Origin of the sequence: Streptomyces sp. NPDC005492, assembly GCF_040605995.1 — a bacterium.
In the GTDB taxonomy this organism is placed as follows: domain Bacteria; phylum Actinomycetota; class Actinomycetes; order Streptomycetales; family Streptomycetaceae; genus Streptomyces.
Genome location: NZ_JBEXDX010000079.1, coordinates 1 through 22,782 on the forward strand (window position 1 = coordinate 1; position 22,782 = coordinate 22,782).

The 22,782-nt window shown below is 71.3% G+C and carries 27 protein-coding genes; 13 read left to right on the forward strand and 14 right to left on the reverse strand.

The genetic code is table 11. The features are described from left to right. On the forward strand, nucleotides 1-1,091 hold a 1,091-nt coding region (locus ABZT04_RS44190; RefSeq protein WP_356065873.1), incomplete at its 5' end, for a LamG-like jellyroll fold domain-containing protein. A gap of 5 nt (nucleotides 1,092-1,096) precedes the next feature. Here ABZT04_RS44190 and ABZT04_RS44195 read toward each other — a convergent pair. Continuing rightward, nucleotides 1,097-1,579, reverse strand: a complete 483-nt coding sequence (locus ABZT04_RS44195; protein ID WP_356065876.1) for a VOC family protein — start codon at nucleotides 1,577-1,579, stop codon at nucleotides 1,097-1,099. A 133-nt stretch (nucleotides 1,580-1,712) separates the two neighbouring features. On the opposite strand from ABZT04_RS44195, the gene ABZT04_RS44200 reads away from it, so the two are divergent. The 3 genes from ABZT04_RS44200 (at nucleotide 1,713) to ABZT04_RS44210 (ending at nucleotide 4,272) form a co-directional block, all read left to right on the forward strand. Further along, nucleotides 1,713-2,912 (forward strand): epoxide hydrolase family protein, encoded by a 1,200-nt coding sequence (locus ABZT04_RS44200; RefSeq protein WP_356065879.1) that lies wholly within the window; start codon nucleotides 1,713-1,715, stop codon nucleotides 2,910-2,912. A 102-nt stretch (nucleotides 2,913-3,014) separates the two neighbouring features. Beyond that, nucleotides 3,015-3,668 carry an ATP-dependent Clp protease proteolytic subunit gene (locus ABZT04_RS44205; RefSeq protein WP_356065882.1) on the forward strand — a complete coding sequence of 218 codons (654 nt, stop codon included), beginning with the start codon at nucleotides 3,015-3,017 and terminating at the stop codon, nucleotides 3,666-3,668. Nucleotide 3,669: 1 nt separating this feature from the next. Beyond that, nucleotides 3,670-4,272: an ATP-dependent Clp protease proteolytic subunit gene (locus tag ABZT04_RS44210; protein WP_355902517.1), complete on the forward strand. Its 603-nt coding sequence runs from the start codon at nucleotides 3,670-3,672 to the stop codon at nucleotides 4,270-4,272. A 9-nt stretch (nucleotides 4,273-4,281) separates the two neighbouring features. Here the strand turns inward: ABZT04_RS44210 and ABZT04_RS44215 are convergent, their stop codons facing one another. Then, nucleotides 4,282-4,671 carry a helix-turn-helix transcriptional regulator gene (locus tag ABZT04_RS44215; RefSeq protein WP_356065885.1) on the reverse strand — a complete coding sequence of 130 codons (390 nt, stop codon included), beginning with the start codon at nucleotides 4,669-4,671 and terminating at the stop codon, nucleotides 4,282-4,284. 87 nt (nucleotides 4,672-4,758) lie between these two features. Between ABZT04_RS44215 and ABZT04_RS44220 the strand changes: the two genes are divergently transcribed. Next, nucleotides 4,759-5,538 carry a class I SAM-dependent methyltransferase gene (locus tag ABZT04_RS44220; RefSeq protein ID WP_356065888.1) on the forward strand — a complete coding sequence of 260 codons (780 nt, stop codon included), beginning with the start codon at nucleotides 4,759-4,761 and terminating at the stop codon, nucleotides 5,536-5,538. 4 nt (nucleotides 5,539-5,542) lie between these two features. Here the strand turns inward: ABZT04_RS44220 and ABZT04_RS44225 are convergent, their stop codons facing one another. Together ABZT04_RS44225 and ABZT04_RS44230 are read right to left on the reverse strand one after the other, a co-directional pair. Then, on the reverse strand, nucleotides 5,543-6,004 hold the full coding sequence (locus ABZT04_RS44225) for an ATP-binding protein (protein ID WP_356065891.1): 462 nt from the start codon (nucleotides 6,002-6,004) through the stop codon (nucleotides 5,543-5,545). A gap of 83 nt (nucleotides 6,005-6,087) precedes the next feature. Then, the gene (locus ABZT04_RS44230; RefSeq protein ID WP_356065894.1) at nucleotides 6,088-7,386 is read right to left on the reverse strand and encodes a DUF6777 domain-containing protein; all 1,299 of its coding nucleotides are present in this window, start codon (nucleotides 7,384-7,386) and stop codon (nucleotides 6,088-6,090) included. A gap of 169 nt (nucleotides 7,387-7,555) precedes the next feature. Here ABZT04_RS44230 and ABZT04_RS44235 point away from each other — a divergent pair, with 169 nt between their 5' ends. Both ABZT04_RS44235 and ABZT04_RS44240 read left to right on the forward strand, forming a co-directional pair. Next, entirely contained in the window at nucleotides 7,556-8,824 is a 1,269-nt protein-coding gene (locus ABZT04_RS44235; RefSeq protein WP_356065896.1) for a streptophobe family protein, read from the forward strand. Between the two features lie 31 nt (nucleotides 8,825-8,855). Next, complete coding sequence (locus ABZT04_RS44240) at nucleotides 8,856-9,278, forward strand: nuclear transport factor 2 family protein (RefSeq protein ID WP_356065899.1); 423 nt, start codon at nucleotides 8,856-8,858, stop codon at nucleotides 9,276-9,278. On the opposite strand, the gene ABZT04_RS44245 is transcribed toward ABZT04_RS44240, so the two are convergent. The 4 genes from ABZT04_RS44245 to ABZT04_RS44260 form a co-directional block, all read right to left on the reverse strand. Further along, entirely contained in the window at nucleotides 9,279-10,256 is a 978-nt protein-coding gene (locus ABZT04_RS44245; protein ID WP_356065902.1) for a serine/threonine-protein kinase, read from the reverse strand. Beyond that, nucleotides 10,246-10,794, reverse strand: coding sequence for a hypothetical protein (locus ABZT04_RS44250; RefSeq protein ID WP_356065936.1), 549 nt, complete (start codon nucleotides 10,792-10,794; stop codon nucleotides 10,246-10,248). Before ABZT04_RS44250 ends, ABZT04_RS44245 begins: the two co-directional genes overlap by 11 nt. A gap of 17 nt (nucleotides 10,795-10,811) precedes the next feature. Then, the gene (locus ABZT04_RS44255; RefSeq protein ID WP_356065905.1) at nucleotides 10,812-13,151 is read right to left on the reverse strand and encodes an FHA domain-containing protein; all 2,340 of its coding nucleotides are present in this window, start codon (nucleotides 13,149-13,151) and stop codon (nucleotides 10,812-10,814) included. A gap of 72 nt (nucleotides 13,152-13,223) precedes the next feature. Continuing rightward, nucleotides 13,224-13,634, reverse strand: a complete 411-nt coding sequence (locus tag ABZT04_RS44260) for a hypothetical protein (RefSeq protein ID WP_355902536.1) — start codon at nucleotides 13,632-13,634, stop codon at nucleotides 13,224-13,226. Between the two features lie 359 nt (nucleotides 13,635-13,993). Between ABZT04_RS44260 and ABZT04_RS44265 the strand changes: the two genes are divergently transcribed. Both ABZT04_RS44265 and ABZT04_RS44270 read left to right on the forward strand, forming a co-directional pair. Beyond that, on the forward strand, nucleotides 13,994-14,377 hold the full coding sequence (locus tag ABZT04_RS44265) for a nuclear transport factor 2 family protein (protein ID WP_356065908.1): 384 nt from the start codon (nucleotides 13,994-13,996) through the stop codon (nucleotides 14,375-14,377). 75 nt (nucleotides 14,378-14,452) lie between these two features. Beyond that, nucleotides 14,453-14,740, forward strand: a complete 288-nt coding sequence (locus ABZT04_RS44270; protein ID WP_356065910.1) for a DUF1905 domain-containing protein — start codon at nucleotides 14,453-14,455, stop codon at nucleotides 14,738-14,740. Here ABZT04_RS44270 and ABZT04_RS44275 read toward each other — a convergent pair. Further along, entirely contained in the window at nucleotides 14,730-15,659 is a 930-nt protein-coding gene (locus tag ABZT04_RS44275) for an AraC family transcriptional regulator (RefSeq protein WP_356065913.1), read from the reverse strand. The genes ABZT04_RS44270 and ABZT04_RS44275 overlap by 11 nt on opposite strands. A 114-nt stretch (nucleotides 15,660-15,773) precedes the next feature. Here ABZT04_RS44275 and ABZT04_RS44280 point away from each other — a divergent pair, with 114 nt between their 5' ends. Continuing rightward, nucleotides 15,774-16,757 (forward strand): oxidoreductase, encoded by a 984-nt coding sequence (locus tag ABZT04_RS44280; protein ID WP_356065939.1) that lies wholly within the window; start codon nucleotides 15,774-15,776, stop codon nucleotides 16,755-16,757. Here ABZT04_RS44280 and mgrA read toward each other — a convergent pair. Continuing rightward, entirely contained in the window at nucleotides 16,747-17,739 is a 993-nt protein-coding gene (gene mgrA / locus ABZT04_RS44285; protein WP_356065917.1) for an L-glyceraldehyde 3-phosphate reductase, read from the reverse strand. The two genes, ABZT04_RS44280 and mgrA, sit on opposite strands and share 11 nt — an antisense overlap. Before the next feature lie 126 nt (nucleotides 17,740-17,865). On the opposite strand from mgrA, the gene ABZT04_RS44290 reads away from it, so the two are divergent. Both ABZT04_RS44290 and ABZT04_RS44295 read left to right on the forward strand, forming a co-directional pair. After that, the gene (locus tag ABZT04_RS44290; RefSeq protein WP_356065919.1) at nucleotides 17,866-18,756 is read left to right on the forward strand and encodes a LysR substrate-binding domain-containing protein; all 891 of its coding nucleotides are present in this window, start codon (nucleotides 17,866-17,868) and stop codon (nucleotides 18,754-18,756) included. Nucleotides 18,757-18,783: 27 nt separating this feature from the next. Continuing rightward, on the forward strand, nucleotides 18,784-19,299 hold the full coding sequence (locus tag ABZT04_RS44295; protein WP_356065922.1) for a DinB family protein: 516 nt from the start codon (nucleotides 18,784-18,786) through the stop codon (nucleotides 19,297-19,299). Here ABZT04_RS44295 and ABZT04_RS44300 read toward each other — a convergent pair. The 4 genes from ABZT04_RS44300 to ABZT04_RS44315 form a co-directional block, all read right to left on the reverse strand. Beyond that, on the reverse strand, nucleotides 19,281-20,351 hold the full coding sequence (locus ABZT04_RS44300; protein WP_356065925.1) for an adenosine deaminase: 1,071 nt from the start codon (nucleotides 20,349-20,351) through the stop codon (nucleotides 19,281-19,283). The genes ABZT04_RS44295 and ABZT04_RS44300 overlap by 19 nt on opposite strands. A 40-nt stretch (nucleotides 20,352-20,391) precedes the next feature. Beyond that, nucleotides 20,392-20,787, reverse strand: a complete 396-nt coding sequence (locus tag ABZT04_RS44305) for a VOC family protein (protein ID WP_356065928.1) — start codon at nucleotides 20,785-20,787, stop codon at nucleotides 20,392-20,394. A 228-nt stretch (nucleotides 20,788-21,015) separates the two neighbouring features. Continuing rightward, the gene (locus tag ABZT04_RS44310) at nucleotides 21,016-21,966 is read right to left on the reverse strand and encodes a M48 family metalloprotease (protein ID WP_356065930.1); all 951 of its coding nucleotides are present in this window, start codon (nucleotides 21,964-21,966) and stop codon (nucleotides 21,016-21,018) included. Next, nucleotides 21,963-22,334: a BlaI/MecI/CopY family transcriptional regulator gene (locus ABZT04_RS44315; RefSeq protein WP_355902558.1), complete on the reverse strand. Its 372-nt coding sequence runs from the start codon at nucleotides 22,332-22,334 to the stop codon at nucleotides 21,963-21,965. Before ABZT04_RS44315 ends, ABZT04_RS44310 begins: the two co-directional genes overlap by 4 nt. 112 nt (nucleotides 22,335-22,446) lie before the next feature. Between ABZT04_RS44315 and ABZT04_RS44320 the strand changes: the two genes are divergently transcribed. Further along, nucleotides 22,447-22,782, forward strand: a 336-nt coding sequence (locus ABZT04_RS44320; protein ID WP_356065934.1) for a dienelactone hydrolase family protein, incomplete at its 3' end; no start/stop codon positions are given.

A 22,782-nucleotide genomic window follows, 5' to 3' on the forward strand; every position in this document is an offset into this window, starting at 1 on the left:
CCACCACCACCCTGACGGTCTCCGCGGGCCGGGCCGCGCACCGACTGCGCGTGCGGATCCCGGCCTGGGCCGCCGGCGCCCGCGCCGCCCTCAACGGCCGTCCGCTGCCCGACCGTCCGAAGCCCGGCACCTGGCTCACCCTGGACCGCGCATGGCGCACCGGCGACCGGGTCGAGGTGTCCCTGCCGATGCGCACGGTCGTCGAGGCGACCCCCGACGACCCCGATGTGCGGGCCGTGCTGCACGGCCCGGTGGTGCTGGCCGGGGCGTTCGGCGACAAGGCGGACCCATGGCTGTCCCGCCTGGACGTCGACTCCGTACGGCAGGAGTCCTCGGACCCGCTGCGCTTCACCGCCCGCGCGGAAGGCGTGGACGTGCCCCTGCTGCCGATCGCCCGCGTCCATCACCAGCACTACTCGGTGTACTGGCTGACTGGCGAACCCCCGCCCTCTCCCCCGGAGTTCGCCGCCTGGCACCGCTTCGACGAGACCTCGGGGACCACGGCGTCCGACGCGACGGGCAACGGCCGTACGGCTCAACTCGTCGGCGGTGCCACATGGTTGAGCGACGGCCGCCTCGGCGGTGCGGTCGCGCTGGACGGAATCGACGGCCATGTCGCCCTCGCCGAGGACCTGTTGGCGGGGGCCTCGGCCTACTCGCTGGCCGCGTGGGTCCGGCTGGACGGCAGGCCGGGCGTCTGGAGCCGGATCCTCGACCTCGGTACCGGTGTCACCGCGAACCTGTTCCTGACCCCGCTCAGCGGTGACGGCACCCTGCGCTACGCGATCACCGCGGGCGGGGCGGGCGCCGAGCAGCGCATCGACGCCGACCCGCTGCCCACCGACCGCTGGGTCCATGTGGCGGTGGCCTACGGCGACGGAACCGCCGTCCTGTACGTGGACGGGGCGGAGGCCGGCCGGAACACGGCGGTCACCGTGGAGCCGCGCCGCTTCGGCAACCACATCCGGGCCGGCTATGTCGGCAGGTCGCAGTACGCCGACCCGTACCTCAAGGGCGCGGTCGACGACCTCCGGGTGTACGGCAGGGCGCTGAGCGCCGCCGAGGTGGCGGCGCTGGCGCAGCCGACGTAACCGGGTCACTCCCCCGCGAAGGCCTTCTCCAGTGCGGCGAGGTCGAACTTGCTCATCTTCATGAACGCCTCGGTCGCCCGGGCGACCTTCGCGGGGTCCGGGTCGGTGATCATGTCGATCAGCCGGGTGGGGACGACCTGCCAGGACAGGCCGAACTTGTCCTTGAGCCAGCCGCAGGGGCCGGGCTCGCCGCCGCCTTCGATGAGTTTGGTCCAGTAGTAGTCGATGTCCTCCTGGTTCTCGCACGGGATCTGGAAGGAGATCGCCTCGGTGAACTTGAACTCCGGGCCGCCGTTCAGCGCGACGAACTTCTGGCCGAAGGCCGTGAACTCGACGGTGAGCACCGAGCCCTCCGGCTGCGGGGCGCCCTGGCCGTAGTGGCTGGTGCGGCCGATGCTGGAGTTCTTGAAGATCGACACGTAGAGCTGGGCGGCCTCCTCGGCCTGGCCGTCGAACCAGAGACACGTGGTGAATCCGTCGGTGGTCATGCGTTCCTCCATGGGCTCCTGGGGCATCGAACACGGTCATCTGTATCGACCGATCCTCCCCGCGAAACTCATCGGTCGGGCGGCCGAATAATCCAGATGGCCGACCCCCGGCCCGCGACTAGGCTCGGACTCCATGACGTATCCGCAGGCAGACAGCGTCCACCCGTTCCGCATCGACATCCCCCAGGCCGACCTCGACGACCTGCACGCCCGCCTCGACCGCACCCGCTGGCCCGACGAGCTGCCCGGCACCGGCTGGGCATACGGCGTACCGGCCGGCCATCTGCGGGAGCTGGTGCGGTACTGGCGGCACGAGTACGACTGGCGCGCGGCCGAGGCCGAGCTGAACGCTTGGCCGCAGTTCACGACCACCATCGACGGCTCGAACATCCACTTCGCGCACATCCGCTCCCCGGAACCGGACGCCACCCCGCTGGTCCTCACCCACGGCTGGCCGGGCTCGATCGTCGAATTCGTCGACATCATCGGCCTGTTGACCGATCCGGCGGCCCACGGCGGCGACCCGGCCGACGCCTTCCACGTGGTCGTGCCGAGCATCCCCGGGTTCGGACTGTCCGGTCCGCCCGCCGACACCGGCTGGGAGGCGGGCCGCATCGCCGACGCCTGGGCCGAGCTGATGAGCCGGCTCGGCTACCAGCGGTTCGGCGCGCAGGGCGGCGACTGGGGCTCGGCGATCTCCCGCGAACTGGGCCGGGCCCACCCCGGCCGGGTGATCGGCGTCCATCTCAACCTGCTGCCGGGTGCGCAGGCGCTCACCGAACCCACCCCCGAGGAGCTGGCCGCGCTCGGCCCCGAGGAGCGGGCGGACGCGCTGGAGTCCTGGCGCCGGTGGGCCGCCTGGTCGCGCGAGGGCACCGGATACGCCGTCCTGCACTCCACCCGCCCGCAGACCCTTGCCTACGGCCTCACGGACTCGCCGGTCGGCCAACTCGCCTGGATCGTCGAGAAGTTCAGGGAGTGGACCGACTCGCAGGAGCTGCCCGAGGAGGCCGTCGACCGGGACCGGCTGCTCACCAACGTGATGCTCTACTGGCTGACGGGGACCGCCGGTTCGGCCGCCCGCATCTACTACGAGCGGGCCCACGCCACCGGCGAACGGGCCGCCGCACCCACCCTCCCGTCGACCGTCCCCACCGCGCTCGCCGTCTTCCCCGCCGAGATCCAGCTCCCGCTGCGCCACAAGGCCGAGCGGACCGAGAACATCGTGCGCTGGACCAAGCTCGACCGGGGCGGCCACTTCGCCGCCATGGAGGAACCGGACCTGCTGGCCGCCGACGTCCGGGCCTTCTTCCGCCAACTCCGCGAGAAGTGACCGCTCTGCCCACGGCGAATCTGCTACCAGCCTAGAAACCCGCAGTTCGGGCGCTTCCCGGTCGACAGTGGAGACATCACACAGCCTCGACAAGGAGGACCGATGTCTCCACTCACCGCCGGTCTCGCGCCGCCCTTCATGCCACGCGCCGAGGAACTCGACACCCCGTCCTCACGCTTCGACGACCACCTGGCCGCCCAGTTGCTCGGGCAGCGGATCGTCTTCCTCGGCACCCAGGTCGACGAGGTCTCCGCGAACCGGGTCTGCGCGCAGTTGCTGCTCCTGTCGGCGGAGGACCCGCGCACGGACATCAGCCTGTACCTCAACAGCCCCGGCGGCTCGGTGACGGCGGGCCTCGCCATCTACGACACGATGCAGCTGATCCCGAACGACGTGTCGACGCTGGCGATGGGCTTCGCGGCGAGCATGGGCCAGTTCCTGCTCAGCGTCGGCGCCCACGGCAAGCGCTACTCGCTCCCCCACGCGCGGATCATGATGCACCAGCCGTCGGCGGGCATCGGCGGCACCACCGCCGACATCGAGATCCAGGCGGAGAGCCTGGAGCACACGAAGAAGACCATCGAACGCCTCACCGCACAGCACACCGGCCAGACCGAGGAGACGATCTCCCGCGACGGCGACCGCGACCGCTGGTTCACGGCGGAACAGGCAAAGGAGTACGGCATGGTGGACCAGGTCGTCGCCTCACTGGCCGACGTGCGCCCTGCCGCCTCCAAGCGACGGATGGGGCTCTGACATGGGGACGTACACGATTCCGAACGTCGTCGAGCGGACCCCGCAGGGCGAACGGTCCTACGACGTGTTCAGCCGGCTGCTGGCCGAGCGGATCATCTTCCTCGGCACCGAGATCGACGACGGCGTCGCCAACGTCGTCATCGCGCAACTCCTCCATCTGGAGTCGTCGTCCCCGGAGAGCGAGATCGCGATCTACATCAACTCCCCCGGCGGATCGTTCACTTCGCTGATGGCGATCTACGACACGATGACGTACGTACAGGCCCCGATCTCGACCTTCTGCGTCGGCCAGGCCGCCTCAACGGCGGCCGTGCTGCTCGCGGGCGGCGACCCGGGGCGGCGGTTCGTCCTGGAGCACGCGCGGGTACTGCTCGGCCAGCCGGCGAGCGGCGGGCAGCGCGGCATGGTCTCCGATCTCGCCCTCCAGGCGAAGGAGATGGTGCGGATCCGCGCCCAGGTGGAGGAGGTGCTGTCCCGGCACACCCACCACGACATCGCGACGCTGCGCGCCGACATGGACCGCGACAAGGTGTTCACCGCGCACGAGGCGGTGGCGTACGGCCTCGCCGACGAGGTGGTCAGCAGGCGCCTCGTCGCGGCCTGAGCGACCTCGTCAGGCGGCGACCAGGCACAGCCCGTTGTACGGCGAACTCACCCTGCTCCGTTGGCTGTTGCGGTGCTGGGTGAATTCGTCCTGGGCCAGCGACAGCAGGTCGCCGAGGTCGAGACCGAGGGCGTGGGCGGCGGCCGCGAGCACCTCCGAGGAGGCCTCCTTGCGGCCCCGCTCCACCTCCGAGAGATACGGCATGGAGATCCGGGCGGCGTCGGCCACGTCCTTCAGGGTGCGCTCCTGGGCGAGACGTTCGCGCCGTAGGACGTCACCGACCAGGTCGCGCCACAGCGGCTCCTTGGGCGCGGGAACCGTCGGCTCCGGCAGGTGAGGGGCCGGCTCGTGCGGGCGCAGGGGGATCACGCGGGCTTGGTTCGGCGCTTGGTTGCTCACCCCCTCAGACTAAAAGCGCTGGACGCCAGGGCAAGGGATCAGCATTCTGCCCTGGGTGGAATCGCCGGGACGAAGGGTGCGAGAACGGTGCTGCGCGACACATTCGACGGTGCGGCCGAGCGCTACGACCGGGCCCGCCCCCGGTATCCGCGCCCCCTGGTCGACGAACTGGCCCGCACAGCGGCTCTCGGCCCGGACAGCCGGGTCCTGGAGATCGCTCCCGGCACCGGCCAACTCACCGTCCCGCTGGCCGAGTTCGGCTGTCAGCTGACGGCTGTGGAGCTGGGTCCGTCGCTGGCGGCGGTGGCCCGGCACAATCTGGGCGCGTTCCCGCGGGCGGAGGTGCGGGTGGCGGATTTCGAGCGGTGGGACCTGCCGGACGAGCCGTTCGACCTGGTGGTGATCGCGACGGCGTACCACTGGCTGGATCCCCGGACGCGGGTCGCGAAGGTGGCGTCCGCGCTGCGACCCGGTGGGACGTTCGCGGTCGTCACCACCCACCATGTGGCGGGCGGCACCCAGGAGTTCTTCGACCGGTCGCAGCGCTGCTACGAACGCTGGGACCCGACCACTCCGCCCGGTTTCCGGAGTCCGACCGAGGACGAATGCGTGACGGACACCGGCGAGTTCGTGCGTTCCGAGCACTTCGAGGGCGTGCGGGTGTGGCGCGGCGCACGGGAGATCACGTACACGACCGACGAGTACCTCGACGTCGTGCTCACCTACTCGAACCATCTCGCCCTGGACGAGCCCGCTCGCGAGGGCCTTCTGTCATGTCTCCGGGAGTTGCTGGAGACCCGGCACGGCGGCCGGGTCACGAAGCGGTATCTGCACGAGCTGATCACGGCCACCCGGACCGGGACCTGAGGTCCTAGCGGTCCTCACCGGTCAGCCGGACCACGGCCCGGACCCGTTTGCCGACCGGTACCCGCTCCACCGTCACCTGCGCGGCGAGGGCGTGGACGATCTCCAGGCCGTGCCGGCCGATGCGCTCGGGGTCGCGGGCGAAGAGCCGGGGCATGGCGACACTGCTGTCGCAGACGGACACCGTCACCGCGGTGTCCGTGCCCTCCAGCTCCAGGATGTAAGGGCCGTTGCTGTGCCGGTCCGCGTTGGTGACCAACTCGCTCACGACCAGCAGCAGTTCGCTGTCGGCGCGGTCGTCGATCGTGGCGCACCACTCTGTCCTGAGCTGCTCCAGGAACATGTGCGTGAGGTGCCGTGCCGCAGAGATGCAGCCTGGTTCGCCTGTGTAGTGCGCCGCCCGCCGCAGCGGTTCCACGGGCACGTCGAAACGAGTCGGTATCACTACCCCGTCCCGGTGGTCGATCATGCGTGTCTCTCTCGAAAGCGGGCGCCGGTCTGTTGCTGTCGCATCAGTGCTCGTACCCAGCAACACGCTCGGCAGTCCCCCTATCAGAGTGACGGTGAACTCGTCGCCGACGAAAGCGGCGCGCTGTGGGTGGAGACCGATGTCGACGCCGAGGTCGTCGTGTCGGGGGCGAGCGATTCGGGTGGGGACGACGAGGCCGACGAGGCGGCGGACGACTCGGTCGACGGCGGTTCGGAGGGCGGCGACTCCGTACTCGGGGACGAAGAGGACGAAGAGGGCGGAGAGGGCGGGGAGTGTGGAGAGGGCGGGGAGGGCGGGGAGGGCGGGGAGGGCGGGGAGGGCGGGCTGCTCGACTTCGGCGGGCACGGGCTCGTGGACGTGCCGGGGGCCGAGGGGCCGCACGACGACGGTGGTTTGGAGGGCGGTGAGGTCGGCGGGGACACGGTCACCGACGGGCCGGCCGGCTTCAGCGGCGCCGGGGTCCGGTGGTCGTGCCGGCCGGTGTCGCCGTGGTGGCGGCCGAACCAGTGGCCGTTGTGGGGGTCGTAGATCACGAAGATTTTGATTTTCAGCGGCGCGGGGGTGACCACGACGACGTTCTGCGGCCGGTACGACGACCAGCTGTCGCCGGTCGGCTTGGGGGTGGTCTGCTGGGCGACGGGCGGCGTCAGCGGGTTGCCGCAGGCGCACCGCACGCGGGGCACGCCGTGGCCGTCGACGAGGACGGCGGTGCCGGTCTGGAGCACGGCCTGGTAGCTGGTGGCGGCGCCGTCGCGGTAGCCGTGGTTGGTGACGCGGGTGTCCATGCGCAGTTGTACGGCGGTGAGTGAGCGCAGGTAGGCGGGGACTCCGGCGGGCTGGACACCGACAACGGGCGCGAACGCCCTGTTCTTCGCGGGGGCCGCCTGAAGGGCCTTGATCTGCTTCTCCACGTCGCAACTGGAGACGTTCTGGGTGCCGCCGTAGAGGCCGGGGGCGCCGCCGTCGACACCGCGGACCGCGTTCGCCGGTTCCGAGGCGGTGGGTGAGGCGGAGACGGGCGGGGCGGAATTCTCGGTCGCCGAGGATTCCGTGAACGGATCGGGGCCGGTTTTGCCGGCGGCCTGGAGGAAGACCTCGCCCTTGCTCGCCGTGGTACCCGAGCCGCCGTTGCCGGAGCGGGTGGTGAACACGACGGCGAGGACGACGGCGGCCACCACGGCGGTGGTGAGGATCGCGACGCGCGGGGCCGACTTCCACCAGGGGCGGTGTGGCTCGGGTGCGCCCGGCCCGCCGCCGCCCGTGGGCTGCGACGGCGGGCCCGAGGGCGGCTGGGAGTGTCCCGACAGTGGGCCGGAGGGGGGTCCGGTGGGGCGGCCTGAAGACGGAGGTTCGACGCTCACAAGCTCTTCTTCCCGACGCGGGCGAGTGCGGCATTTCTTTGGATTCATGCCGCTTTGACCACTTATCCGCAACGAACCCATTGTGTGCTCCGGTCCCAGTCCGCTCGCAAGCCGACGCGGACGGCCCTCCCGGCGGGCGCGCTTCCCGGGCGCTGCCTACGGTGGCAGCGTGAGCCCCGAAACCCCCTCTGGCCAGGCAGTCGCCCGCCACGGCTGGGTCCAGGCCCTGAGCACGGTCCTGGCCGGGCTGCTCACCATGGGTGTGGTCGCCGCGCTGGGCCTGTGGGCGGCGGGCGCGACGGACCTCCCGGGCGGGGCGTTCCCCCGGGTCGTCACGGCGACGGTGGTGACGGCGGTCGGCGGCACGGTGAAACTCGCCGACACGAAGGCGGGCCTGACCGTCATCCCCCTCTCGGTGGCCCTGGCCGGCGCCCTGGCGACCGCCGCCGCTTTCCTACGGCCGCTGCGGCACCGCGCGGTCGCCTCGGCGGCGGAGCTGGCCGGCTGGGCCGCCCGTATCGCCGTCCTGTGGCTGCTCGGTCTGATCGGACTGGCCCTCGGCGCGCGCCAGAAGTTCTCGATCTCCCTCGGCAACGGAACACTCGGCGACATCGGCGACCTGCTCGGCGTGTCACCGGAGGTCGGCTTCGAGGCGGACGTCGGACAGACGGTCCTGTTCGGCCTGCTGTGGCTGGCGGGTGTCCTGGTGCTCGCCCTCCTCGTGTCGCCGGGCGCACCGCTCCCCGCCCGGCTGCTGCGCTTCCACGCGTCGGTGCGCCCGGCCGCGTACGCGGTGGTGGCCCTCCTGCTCGCCTACGTCGCTCTCGGCATCGTGGTCTGCCTCGTGGTCGCGGCGACACGTGGCCAAGTCACCCAGTCCCTCGCCCTGATCCTGCTCGGCATGCCGAACCTCGTCTGGCTGGCCCTGACGATCGGTCTGGGCGCCACCTGGAACGGCCGGGTGCACGGCCCCTTCGGCCTGCCCATGCCCCATCTGCTGGACGAGGTCCTGCGCACCCCGGACGTCTCCACGCTGAACCTGCGCTCCATCGCCGCCTACGACGGCCGGGTGTGGTGGCTCCTCGTCGTGAACGCGGTCCTGCTCCTGTCCGCGGCGTTCCTCATGGCCGTCCGCTCGCCGTCCCACATCCGCGCCTGGCAGCACGCCGTCCACCTCGCGGTGGCCTTCGCCCTGGCGGTCCTCATGATCTGCCTGGTGGGCCGCATCTCCGCCCACTACGGCCTCTCCCTCCTCGGCATCGGCGACGTGGGCGGCGGCCTGTCCGGTGACCTGTTCCTGAAGCCGAAGCTGTGGTCGGCGGTGGGGCTGGCCGCGGTGTGGGGGTTCGTGGCGGGGTTCCTGGGGGCGTTGGTGGCGAGGCCGGTGCGGCGGCGGGGAGAGGCCGAAATTCCCGCGCGGTCGCGGCGTCCGGCATGAGAGTGTGCGCCCAGCCGAGGAAAGGGCGGACATGGCGTTGACTCTCGAAGATCGCCTGGCCATCCAGGAGTTGATCGCCCTGCACGGCCACCTGGTCGACGACGGCGAACTCGACCGCGTGGCCGAGGTGTTCACCCCGGACGTCGCGTACGACCTCAGCGACTTCGGCCAGGGCACGGTCACCGGTCTCACCGCTTTCGTGGACGCGGCACTGGCGTCGGGCGCCGCGAACCCCGTCGCGCATCACGTCACGAACGTGGTGATCGACGAGCCTGTGGAGGGGCGGGTCCGGGTCCGGTCGAAGGGCCTGGGGATCAAGGCGGACGGGTCGTGCGGGTCGGTGACGTACATCGACACTGTGGTGCGGGTGCAGGCGGGTTGGCGGATCTCGCAGCGCAAGGTGGTGGCGCGGCGGGTACCGCTCAACGGATTGGCGGCGCGGACCGAGGTGTGACTAGTCGAGTCGCCTGAATACCGGTTCCGCCCACGCCGGCGGTGCCGGAGGCCCCTCGTTCGGCATGGCTGTCACCCGCAGATCGACCTCCGTCGGCGCGTGCCCCGCGATACCTCCCCGCAGCTCCGTGACGAACGCGAGGCACGAGTCGTACCGGTCGTCCGGGCTCTTGGCCAGTGCCTTCGCGAAGACGGTGTCGACGTGGGCCGGCAGGTCCGGGCGGGACTCGGTGAGCGGGGACGGCAGGTCGTACTGGTGGGCCCAGAGGAGAGCCATGTCGTCGTCGCGTCGGAACGGGGGCCGACCCGCGAGGGTCTCGTGGACGACGCAGGCGAGGCCGTACACGTCGCAGCGCCCGTCGACCGGCCGCCCGGAGATCTGCTCGGGGGCCACGTAGTCGAGGGTGCCGACGAACTGGCCCACCGTCGTGAACCCCGTCAGGGACAGCGACTTCTTCGTCAGGCCGAAGTCGGTGAGGTACACGTGCTCGGGGTGGTCGCTGTCGGTGCCGCGGGCGACCAGGATGTTGCCGGGTTTCACGTCCCGGTGGACCAGCCCGTGTTCGTGGGCCGCGTCCAGCGCGGACGCGACCTGTGTGGCGATGCGGACGGCCGTCGGGAGCGCCAACGGGCCCGCCCGGTCCAGGAGATGGCGCAGGTCGCTGCCGGCGACGTAGCGCATGGCGATGTAGAGGACGCCGTCGGTCTCGCCCGCCTCGAAGACGGGCACGATGTGCGGGTGGTCGATCGCGGCGGCGACCCGGGACTCGTGGGTGAAGCGTTTACGGAAGGTGTCGTTGCGGGCCAGTTCGGGGGCGAGCAGTTTGAGGGCGACCGTGCGGTCCAGGCGCAGGTCGTGGGCGCGGTAGACGACGGCCATGCCGCCGCGGCCGATCTCCTCCTCGATGCGGTAGCCGGCGATCTGCTGCCCGACGAGTTCGGAGGGGCGGCCGGAGAAGAGGCTCGCGTCACGGGCCATCGGGGCTCACGACCTGGGTGGGGGCGTGGCCGGGGTCGGCCGGCTCGGCGCGGGGTCCGTCGTCCGAGGCGTAGGTGCTGATCCGGGTGCCGTCGCTGTGCACCCAGCGTTCGTGGTCGGCGTCGTAGAGCCAGACGGATTCGCCGTCGACCACCACCCCGATCCGCAGGCCCCTGGTGCGGGTCGCGAAGGACTCGCCGTCGAGGCCACCGCCCGCGAGGGCCTCCACGGCGCTCCGGTAGCGGGCGAGGGCCTGTTCGGCGCGGGCGAGCAGGGGACGTGGGTCGGCCGTGCGGGTGAGGGGGCCGCCGGCCGCCGGTGGGTCCTGGGCGACGGAGATCAGATGGCGACCGTCGACCCAGGCGGACCAGCCGTTGGAGCACAGGGCGCGGGCCCAGTCGCCGCGTCGTTCGAGGAGCTGGACCGGGAGCAGTGCGTCGAGCGGCACGGTGGGGCGGGCGGGGTCCGGGGCCTCCCAGGCGGGCATCCCGTGCTCGGGGACGACATGCGTCGGCCGGAATCCGGGGGTCGGCGTCATGGTCATCGTGGCGGCCCCTACTTCCGCATCACTGCGGGTTCGTGCCGCCGCAGCAGTCGGGACACCAGGAGGCCGAAGAGCAGCGACAGCACGATGAGCATGCCCATGTTGAGCAGCCACACCCCGGCCGAGTGCCGGAACAGCGGATCGGCGGTCAGCTCACCCGGCACGATCCTGGCAAGGCCGACGGTGCCGGCCATCCCGCCGAGCGCCCACCGCGAGGGCACCAGCCAGGAGAGCTGTTCGAGGCCTGGCACGCCGTGCAGTTTCAACAGGGCGCCGCAGAACACCACTTGGACGATGGCGAGCAGCACGAGCAGTGGCATCGTCACCTCCTCCTTGCGCACCATCGCGGAGACCAGCAGGCCGAGCATCATCGCCGTGAACGCCAACAGCGCGACGGCCACGGTGATCTCGATCAGCGGGGGCATCAACACCCCTTCGCCACCCGGGGCGTTGAGATCGACGCCGAACAGGCCGACCAGCGTGAGCACCACGGCCTGCGCGACGGTGACGGCGCCCAGGACGACGACCTTGGAGAGCAGATACGCCGATCTGGACAGGCCGACGGCTCGCTCACGCCGGTAGATCGCGCGTTCCTTGACGAGTTCGCGTACGGCGTTGGCCGCGCCGGTCAGCACTCCGCCGACGCACAGGATGAGCAGCGCGTTCATCGCCGTCTCCTGGGTCAGCTTGCTCCCGGCGAGCGCGCGGGCCATCGCGCCCATCACGAACGGCAGCGCGATCATGATGGCGAGGAAGGTCCGGTCGGCACCGAGGGCCGCGGTGTAGCGGCGGACCAGGGTGCCCAGTTGTGCGCCGCGGCTGCGGGGCCGGGGCGGCGGCGCCACGGCGACCGGGCCGGCGCCCAACTGGTGCGGTTGCGCGGTCGAGTTGGCGATGTACCGGCGCTGGAACGGCGAGTCCCTGAACTCCCCCGCCCAGTCTCGGTCCTGGTCCCGCTCGAAGGCCTCGAAGGCCTCGGGCCAGTGCTCGAAGCCGAAGAACTCGAGGGCGTCCCCGGGCGGCCCGTAGTAGGCGACCCTGCCGCCGGGCGCGAGCACCAGGAGCCGGTCGCACACGTCGAGGCTGAGGACGCTGTGGGTGACGACGATGACGGTACGGCCGTCGTCGGCGAGGCCGCGCAGCATGTGCATCACCGAGCGGTCCATGCCGGGGTCGAGGCCTGAGGTCGGTTCGTCGAGGAAGAGCAGCGAGGGTTTGGTCAGCAGCTCCAGGGCCACGCTGACGCGTTTGCGCTGGCCGCCGGAGAGGCTGTGAACGGGCTGCCCTGCACGCTGTTCGAGCCCGAGTTCGCGGATGACCTCGTCGACCCGGGCCCGCCGCTCGGCCTTGGCGGTGTCCTGCGGGAAGCGCAGTTCGGCCGCGTAGGACAGGGCGCTGTGCACGGTGAGCTGGGCGTGCAGGATGTCGTCCTGCGGGACCAGGCCGATGCGCTGGCGCAGCTCGGCGTAGTCGCGGTAGAGGTCCCGGCCGTCGTAGAGGACGGTGCCTCGGTCGGCGGGGCGCTGGCCGGTGAGCGCGTTGAGGAGGGTGGACTTGCCGGCGCCGCTGGGTCCGACGACGGCGAGCAGGCATTTCTCGCCGACCGGGAACGACACCTGGTCGAGGAGGACCTTGTGTCCGCGGTCGACGGCGACGGTGAGGTCCTGCACGTCGAGGGAGACCTCGCCGGTGTCGACGTACTCCTGCAACTGGGCGCCGACGAGGCAGAACGCGGAGTGCCCGATACCGACGATGTCGCCCGTGCCGATCGGTGCGCGGGCGACGGGCTGGCCGTTGAGGTAGGTGCCGTTGTGGCTGCCGAGGTCGACGATCTCGTAGGTGCCGTCGGCGAGGGCGCGCAGTTCGGCGTGGCGGCGCGAGACGGTCAGGTCGTCGACGACGAGGTCGTTGTCGGCGGCCCGGCCGATGCGGACGGTACGGGCGGGCAGCGGCCTTACGGTGGTGGGTTGCTTGAAGGTGCCGGTGAAGGCGGGCATGGACACGGCCGAGGGGCGTTCCGGTGCCGGGGCGGGGCGGCCGGCCAGCACGACGCGGGGGCCGTCGGCCGGATTGCCGAAGCGGATCACGCTGCCCGGCCCGACGCCCCACTCCCGGACGCGGCGGCCGTCGGCGTAGGTGCCGTTGGTGCTGTGCTCGTCCGCCAGTGTCCAGTGGCCGTCCTCGGGGCGCAGGACCGCGTGGTGCCAGGAGACCCGGGCGTCGTCGATGACGATGTCGCTCAGGGGGTCGCGTCCGACGTGGTAGTCGCGGCCCGGGGTCATGACCGTGGAGCCCGAGTCGGTCTCCAGGAGGAGTTCGGGCGCGGTCGGCGCCATCGGCGGCTCTGACATGCCTAGAATTCTACCGATTCGTCCATCTGTGTGCCCGGTCAGCGGTCAGGGCCGCACTACGGGCGACACGTGTCAGGCGACAGGAACGACGAGCGCCGGAGCGGTCCGCTGCATACGGAGGGCATCCACCGATTCGGCGAGCAGTTCGTACTCGGTGGTGTCGTCGCTGATGGCGATCCGGACTAATCGTCCGGCCGCCAACTCGTAGGCCACGACCTCCTGTTGGGACACGTCACGGCTCCAGGTGCGCAGCGCCCTGGGCACGTCGACCACCGAGTCGGCGACCGGCACCAGGGCGCTTCTGGGGAAGCGCGGGTTGTCCGGTTGCGGGTCGAGCCGGTCGGCCATCCAGACCGCCCGGTCCCGTAACCACCACAGGGCCAGTGCCAGGGTGGGGGCGCGGTAGGTTCCCAAGGGCACCCCGACGCGCTGTCCGCCGCAACTGCCGTACGCGGTGACATGGCACAGGAATTCGTCGTGCACGATCACTCCCCCGTCGCGTGTCTCGAATGCCGGTCGGGCCTCGCTTTCCATGCGGCTCTGCTGGCGGCTCAGGTGGTGCGCACGATGGCGGATTCGCATCGTGAAGAAGTGTCCTAGCAGTCGAGTATGTTCACTCCTGAAACACTGTCACCACGACTTTTTAGCCAGTCTCTTGGCATATTCACAGCCTTCTTTGGCTGAAATGCTTCGGAGGCCCTTTCCGGCGATCTCCCACCATCATTACCCGAGGGGTAATCGACGCCTCGCGCGGGTCCCGGCATGGTGGAGGCACCGGGTCGGCAGCGACCGATACCCGGCCCCTGACCAGTACGAACGACCTCGACGGAGGCTGATTCACCATGTCCGAGAACACCGACCGGTACGAGAATGCCGTCGCCCGCTACTTCGAGGCCTGGAACGCGGGCGATCCGGAGGCGCTGACGAAGGCGGTCGCCGCCGCCTGGTCCGTCGAGGGTACCTACACCGACCCGCTGGCGGCGGTCACCGGCCACACGGAGATCGCGGCGCTGATCGCCGGGGCCCATGAGCAGTTCCCGGGGTTCGCCTTCCGGCCGCTGGGCGCCGTCGACGGGCACCACGACACCGCGCGCTTCGCCTGGGAGTTGGTGAGCGAGGCCGACGGCTCGGCGCCTGTCGCAGGCTTCGACGTGATCACGCTGGACGCGGACGGCCGTATCCGCTCCGTGCTCGGTTTCCTCGACCGGGTGCCCGCCGGCGCCTGAGGGCGGGCGTCCGCGATGAGTTTCGCCGCTCGGGGCGGTCTCTTGTTCCGCAGGCCACCCCGAGCGGAGGACGTCATGAGCACCAGCACCCCGTTGAACGAGGAATTCACCGCCGAATTGATCAAGAGCCCGAACGACGGTGGCTGGACCTATCTGGTCTGGCCGAAGTCCGTCGCCTTCTTCGGAACCCGCGGTCTCGTGAAAGTGCGCGGCACGATCGACGGCCACCCTTTCCGCAGTTCGTTCATGGCCCTGGGCGACGGCACCCACAAACTGCCCGTGAATGCCGATCTCCGCAGGGCCATGGAAAAGGGCGAGGGCGACCGGGTCACCGTACGGCTCGAAGAACGGCTCAGCTCTTAGCCAGGGCCTCCTCGCGATAACGCCGGGGCGCCACCCCGACCGCCCGTTTGAAGGCGTTGCTGAAGGCGCTCTCGGAGGTGTAGCCGACGGAACGGGCGAGCGCCCCGACCGGGGCGGCGTCCTGGCGCAGGGCACGGGCGGCGAGGTTCATGCGCCAGTTCAGCAGATACGTCAGGGGCGGCACCCCGGCCGCCTCCTTGAACCGTACGGCGAACGTGGTGCGGGACATCGCCGCGGCCCGGGCCAGCTCCTCCAACTGCCAGGGGTGGGCCGGGTCGCCGTGCATCAGACGCAGCGCCGGCGCGAGCCGCTCGTCGGCGATGGCGCGCAGCCAGCCGGGCGGCAGCCCGTCCGACTCGGCCAGACAGACCCGCAGCACCTGGACGAACATCAACTGCGCGAGCTGCGCCGAGACGAGTTCGACCCCGGCCCGGCGGGTCCGCATCTCGGCGGCCAACTGCCCGATGAGCCACCGCAGTACACCGGCCTCGGGCGAGTCGGCCCGTACGTGGACGAGTTCCGGGAGCGCCCGCCGCAGCAGGTCGCCGCGGTCGCGGCTCAGGTCGATGTGCCCGGACACGCAGACGACGTCCACGTCCTCGCCCGGCCCGAGCCGGCCCATCCGGGTCGCCGGATCCATGACGACGTCCTCGGAGTCGGTGGGCTCGACCCCGGGCCGGCTGCACAGCGTGTACGGCTGTCCGCCGTCGGAGATCACCACGTCCCCCTCGGTGAGCCGCAGGGGTTCGCCGCCCGGCTCGCGGACCAGCAGACAACCGCCCCGCACCACGGCGTTCACCTTCAGCCGGTCGCGGCCGCGCAGTCGGATGGCCCAGTCCCCGCCGGCCGTGAAGCCGCCGGAGAACACACTGCGGGCATCGGCGACGGCGAGGGCGTCGGACAGCGGATCCACTGACATGCTCGAACTATCACGCAAGTAATGCGGATTCTCAAGTATTCATCGTACGGATCCGTCAACCTACGGTGGTCCGGAAAGCTCAAGCCGATGAGCAGCGACGAGAAGAGACCCGACATGACCACCGCACAGCAGCCCCTGAACTCCGGCTTCGGCGCCGCGTCCACCGCCGAGGAGGTGATCAAGGGCATCGACCTGACCGGCAGGGTCGCGATCGTCACCGGCGGCTACTCCGGCATCGGGCTGGAGACGGCCCGGCTGCTGCGCGCGGCCGGCGCCGAGGTCGTCGTACCGGCACGGGACGTGGACCGGGCGCGTACGGCGCTGGAGGCCGTTCCCGGGGCCGAGGTCGAGCACCTGGACCTGATGGACCCGGCGTCGATCGACACCTTCGCCCAGCGGTTCCTGGCCTCCGGGCGTCCGCTGCACCTGCTGGTCAACAGCGCCGGGATCATGGCGACGCCGTTGGCGCGGGACGCGCGCGGTTACGAGGCGCAGTTCGTCACCAACCACCTGGGCCACTTCCAACTGACCGAACGGCTGTGGCCCGCGCTGGTCGCGGCGCAGGGCGCACGGGTCGTGGCGCTGTCGTCTCGGGGCCACCGCTTCGGCGGTGTCGACTTCGACGACCTGCACTTCGAACAGCGGGACTACGATCCCTTCGCGGCCTACGGCCAGTCGAAGACGGCCAACGCCCTGTTCGCGGTGGAGCTGGACCGGCGCGGCCAGGAGCACGGCATCCGGGCGTTCTCCGTGCACCCGGGCCTGATCATCGACACCGGACTGGTCAAGCACATCGACCGGGAGTTCCTGCGGGCCGCGGGGACGATCGACGACGAGGGCAGGCCGGTCCGCGATCCCGAGCGGCAGATGAAGACCGTCCAGCAGGGCGCGGCCACCGGCGTCTGGTGCGCGACCAGCCCCCAACTCGACGGTCTCGGCGGGGTCTACTGCGAGAACGTCGACATCAGCCCACTGGTGACCGCCGAGAACGAGGCCGCCTGGTACGCCGGGGAGAACACCCCCGGCGTACTGTCCCGGGCCGCCGACCCGGAGGCGGCGGCCCGGCTCTGGGAGGTCAGCGAACGGCTTACGGCCTGACGATCGCGTCGATGCGGGCCAGCTCGTCGGCGTCGAAGTCCAGGTTGCGGGTGGCCGCGACACTGTCCTCGATCTGCTGCGGGCTGCTCGCGCCGACCAGCGCGGAGGTCACCCGGCCGCCGCGCAGCACCCAGGCGAGGGCGAGCTGCGCGAGGGTCTGGCCGCGCCCCTTGGCGATCTCGTCGAGGGCGCGCAGCCGGCCCACGAGGTCCTCGGTGACGGCGTCGGAGTTCAGGAAGGGGCTGTCGCTCGCCGCCCGGGAACCCTCCGGGATGCCGTCCAGGTAGCGGGCGCTGAGCAGGCCCTGCTCCAGCGGGGAGAAGACGATGGAGCCGACCTTCAGGTCGTCGAGGGCGTCGAGCAGGCCCTCGTCCTCGGGGCGCCGGTCGAGCATCGAGTAGCGCGGCTGGTGGATCAGCAGCGGGGTGCCGAGCTCGCCGAGGATGCGGGCGGCCTCGCGGGTCTGCTCCGCCGAGTAGTTGGAGATGCCGACGTAGAGCGCCTTGCCCTGCTGGACCGCCGAGTGCAGGGCGCCCATCGTCTCCTCCAGGGGAGTCTCCGGGTCGGGGCGGTGCGAGTAGAAGATGTCGACGTAGTCCAGGCCCATGCGGCTCAGGCTCTGGTCCAGCGAGGACAGCACGTACTTGCGCGAACCCCACTCGCCGTAGGGGCCGGGCCACATCAGATAGCCGGCCTTGGTGGAGATCACCAGTTCGTCGCGGTACGACGCGAAGTCCGCCTTCAGCGCCTCGCCGAGGGCGGACTCGGCGGCGCCGGGCGGCGGGCCGTAGTTGTTGGCCAGGTCGAAGTGGGTGACGCCGAGGTCGAAGGCGCGGCGCAGGATGGCGCGCTGGGTCTCGACCGGGCGGTCGGGCCCGAAGTTGTGCCACAGACCGAGCGAGATCGCGGGGAGCTTGAGGCCGCTGCGTCCGGTGCGCCGGTAGGGCAGGTCCGCGTAGCGGTCGGGGTGTGCGGTGTACAACGCGACTCCAGAGGGGTTGGCACACGGGATACCGGTTCCAGGGAACCGCCGCCCACTCTTTCGTGACCTGCGGGCAGTGGTCCAACAGAAGAATCCGATGGAATTCAGCGGTTACGCTTCTCAATCATGGAGCTGCGTCATCTTCAGCATTTCATCGCCGTCGCCGAGGACCACCATTTCACCCGGGCGGCGGAGCGGCTGATGGTGTCCCAGTCGGGCCTGTCGGCGTCGATCCGCGCCCTGGAGAGGGAGTTGCAGACCCCGCTGTTCGTGCGCACCACCCGCCGGGTCACGCTCACCGAGGCCGGCCGGGCGCTGCTCGGCGAGGCGGAGCGCATTCTGGCGCAGGTGCGCTCCGCGCACGAGGCGGTGGCCGCGGTGCAGGGTGTGCTGCGCGGCACGCTGGCGCTGGGCACCGAGCAGTGCATCGCCGGGGTGCATGTGGCGGGGCTGCTGGCCGCGTTCCGGCGTCGGCATCCCGATGTGGAGATCCGGCTGCGGCAGGCCGGGTCCGGGGCGCTGGCGGAGGAGGTCGCGGCCGGGCGGCTCGATCTGGCCTTCGCCTACCGCACCCAGGCGGACACCGACCAACTGCGCTCGGTGTCGCTCACCAGCGAGCCGATGACCGTGCTGTGCCATCCCAGCCACCGGCTCGCACAGGGCGGTGCGGCGGTCACTCCGGACGACCTCGGCGGCGAGGTCTTCGTCGACTTCCACCCGGACTGGGCCTCACGGCGCACCACGGACGCGGCCTTCGCCGCGGCGGGCGTACGACGGACGGTCGCCCTGGAGGTGAACGACGTGCACAGCCTCCTCGACCTGGTCGACGAGAACCTGGGCGTCGCCGTGGTCCCCCGGCACTTCCGCCACAAGCGCGAGACCCTGACCGCGCTCTCCCTGAAGGGACCCGGCGAGGAGGTCTACGAGACGGTGGCCCTGCTCCCACCTCCGCAGGCGACCAGTCCGGCGGCCCGGGCCCTGATGACCCTCCTCGAAACCGGGACTCCGGCCGCGTGACGGACGGCGATGCGCGATGGTGGTCGTATGCATGCCAACGACATCCTCATTGACGGATTCGGCCGCGTCCAGGAAGAGGTCCATGCCACCCTCGACGGCCTGACACCCGACCAACTGCACGCCCGGCCGACCGCGGACGCCAACTCGATCGCCTGGCTGATCTGGCATCTCGCCCGTGTCCAGGACGACCATGTCGGCGACGCCGCCGGCCTCGACCAGGTGTGGCTGACCCAGGGCTGGGAGAAGCGCTTCGGGCTCGATTTGCCGCCCAAGGACATCGGATACGGCCACACCTCGGCGAAGGTCGGCAAGGTGCGGGTCGAGTCGGCCGGGCAGTTGACCGGGTACTACGACGCCGTGCACGAGCAGACGCTGGAGTATCTGCGCGGGCTGGCACCGGAGGACTACGAGCGGATCGTGGACGAGCGCTGGGACCCGCCGGTCAGTCTGGGCGTACGACTGGTCAGCGTCCTGTCCGACGATCTCGAGCACGTCGGACAGGCCGCGTATGCGCGGGGGCTGCTTCAGAGCGCGGAGGCGTAGCCCGGCAGGACGACGTCCTCGATGAGGGCCTTGCGCTCGTCGTAGGGGATGAACGCGCTCTTGAGGGCGTTCACCGTGACGGTGCGCAGGTCCTCGACCGTCCAGCCCGCATCCTCGACCAGCAGGGACATCTCGCGCGTCATCGTCGTACCGGACACCAGCCGGTTGTCGGTGTTGAGCGTGACGCGGAAGCCGAGGTCCTTCAGGGCGGTGATCGGGTGCTCGGCGATCGAAGTGGCCGCGCCCGTCTGGAGGTTGGAGGTCGGGCACATCTCCAGGGCGATACGGCGGTCGCGGACCCAGCCCGCGAGGCGGCCGAGCTTGCCGTCGACGATGTCCTCGGTGATGCGGACGCCGTGCCCGATGCGCTGGGCGCCGCACACCTGAACTGCCTGGTGGATGCTGGGCAGGCCGTAGGCCTCGCCGGCGTGGATGGTGAACGGGACGCTCTCGCGGCGCAGGTGCTGGAAGGCGGCGAGGTGGTCGGCGGCCGGGAAGCCGTCCTCGGCACCGGCGATGTCGAAGCCGACGACACCGGCGTCCCGGAAGGCCACCGCGAGGTCGGCGGCCTCGGCGACCCGGTCGAACATCCGCATCCCGCACAGCAACGTCCGCACCTGGACCGGCGTTCCGGCGGCAGCGGCCTTGGCCATACCGGCCGCGAGACCCTCCTGGACGGTCTCGACGACCTCCGCGAGGGCGAGGCCTCCGCCGGTGTTCAGCTCAGGGGCGTAGCGCACCTCGCCGTAGACGACGCCGTCGGCGGCGAGGTCGAGGACGTACTCCTCGGCGGTGCGCAGCAGGCCCTCGCGATTCTGCATTACGGCGAGGGTGTGCTCGAAGGTGGCGATGTAGCGCACCAGGTCACCGGAGTTGGCGGCGTCGAAGTACCACGCGGCGAGCTCGTCCGGGTCGGTGGTGGGCAGTGTGTGACCGACCGTCTCCGCGAGCTCCACCACGGTGGCGGGGCGCAGGCCGCCGTCGAGGTGGTCGTGCAGCACGGCCTTGGGGAGCCGGCGGAGGAGGTCGGCGTCTATGCGCGTAGATGTCATGTGCGGTGGTTCCTCGGCGGTTCGGGTGAGCGGGTTCGGGTCAGGCTGCGGGCTGGAGCAGGTCCCAGCGGTTTCCGTACAGGTCCTGGAAGACGGCGACCGAGCCGTACGGCTCGTGGCGCGGCTCCTCCAGGAAGGTCACGCCCGCGGCGGTCATCCGGGCGTGGTCGCGGGCGAAGTCCTCGGTGTGCAGGAAGAAACCGACCCGGCCGCCGGTCTGGTCCCCGACCCGGCCGCGCTGGTCCTCGCCCTTGGCGCGGGCGAGCAGCAGCCCGGTGCTGACGTTGTCCGTGCCGGGCGGGGTCACGACGACCCAGCGGGAGCCGTCGGGGCGGGCCGTGTCCTCGGCGAGGCGGAAGCCGAGGGCTTCGGTGTAGAAGCGGATCGCGTCGTCGTAGTCGTCGACGACGAGAGTGACCAGGGCGATACGGCTCATCGGGGGTTCTCCGCGCGGGTTCCGTTCAGGGGGATTGACGGGTGAGGTTATACGTAAAACGTCGTCGGCGCCAGTCCGGTCGGGCGACGGTGGTGCCGGGGGACTTCGAGGGCCGTGGAGGGGTGCGCACCGTCGGGCCGATCGGCGGCACACGCGGGTCAGCCGGCTGCCACGGCCGGGGCGCCCAGGGACCACCCGCGAAGCCACGCACGCCGCCGAACCCGCCCCTCACCCCGCCTCCTCGCCCTGCGCCACCTCCACCCGATGGTGCACGTCGATCATCTCGGTGGCCGAGGCGGCGACCGAGAGCGTGACGCAGGCGATGAGCAGGGTGGCGAGTCCGCAGGCGGCGGTGCGGTGAGCGGGACGCGGGGTCGACAGAAGGGCCTTGACCCGGTGCGGGACGGGGCCGGTCGTGGCGCCGGGGACGAAATCGGGACGCCTGGAGACGGCCGACTCTCCCGAGCGGACCGACTGTCCGGCGAGTGCCGCCCGGGCGATGGCACGGGCGAGCAGGCGCCGGTCGCCGACGGCGGCGGCGGCGGCCTCGTCGGCGGCGCGTTCGGCGGCGAGCCGGATCGTGTCGCGGACCGGGCGGAGGGCGGGGTGGCAGCGGGCCGCGAGTTCGGCGGCGACCAGGAAGCGGTGGTGGCCGCCCGCGTTGTGCGCCCTCTCGTGCGCGAACAGCGCCTCGCGCTCGGCGGCATCGAGGCTGCGCAGCATCCCGGCGGTGACGACGATGCGGTGCGGCCGCCCGGGCAGGGCGTACGCGTCCGGGTGCGGGGAGTCGACCACACACAGGTCCCCCGCGACGGGCCCGCGCCCGGCCTCCGTGCGGGCGGCGCGGAAGGCGCGGGACTGGCGCAGCGCCCAGCGGACCAGCGACCAGGCACACACGGCGAGAGCGCCGGCCGACAGCACGGCCGCTGGGACGACGAGACCGTCGGCGGAGGTGCGCAACGGGTGGACGAGTTCACCGAGCGCGGCGAACAACGGCACCCGGAGCAGCCCGGGCAGGACGAACGCGCCGAGGGCGGCGAGGGAGCAGCCGGCCGCGACGACGGCGGAGCCGGTGAGCAGCCAGAGCGCGGTGCCCGGCGCGAGCCGCTCCGGTGCGCGCCGAGCCACGGGCCGCAGGGCGAACGGCAGCACGAGCGGGAGGAGCAGGAGGGCGGTCATTGCTCGCCGGATTCGAGGAGGACGCGCAGGACGCGCTCGTCGTCCGGACTGAGCTGGGCGACGAAACGGGCGAGGACCGTCTCCCGGTCGCCGTCCCGGTCGAGTTCGGTGTGCATACGGCGGGCGGTGAGCCCCTGCGCGTCCTGCACCGGGAAGTACGCGTAGCCGCGGCCCCGGCGCCTTCGGTCGACGACACCCTTCCCGTGCAGCCGGGTCAGGATCGTCGTCACCGTGGTGCGGGCCAGATCCGCACCGAGGCTGAGCTGCACCTCGCCGGGGGTCTGCGGGTCACCGGCGGCCCAGAGGGCGGCCATGACGGTGGCCTCCAGCTCACCCGCCGGTCGGCGTTCGTCCTTCGCGTCGGCCATGGGAACGACCCTCACCCCGTCCTCGTCCACGTTCAGTAGATCGTCTACAGAATTGTAGTCACCCGGGTGCCGTGCCGTCACCGCCCCCGCGCTCCCGCCCCGAAAGCTCATTATGGGAGGGACGATCCCACCGAGCACTGCCGTACAGGAGTTGAGCACCTTGTCCTCCGAGCTGCCGAAGTCGACCGGAGCCCCGGCCCGTCAGAACGTCACCTTTCCCAGCGCCGGGGGCACGGCCCACGGTTACCTGGCGCTGCCGCCGTCCGGGCGCGGCCCTGGCGTGATCGTCATTCAGGAGTGGTGGGGTCTGACCAACCACGTCGCGGACGTGGCCGACCGGCTCGCCCGGGAGGGCTTCGTCGCGTTCGCCCCCGACCTCTTCGGCGGGAACGTGGCGCACGGGGGCCGCCGTGCTCGATTCGCTCTCCGGGAGGCGGCTGCCGCAGGC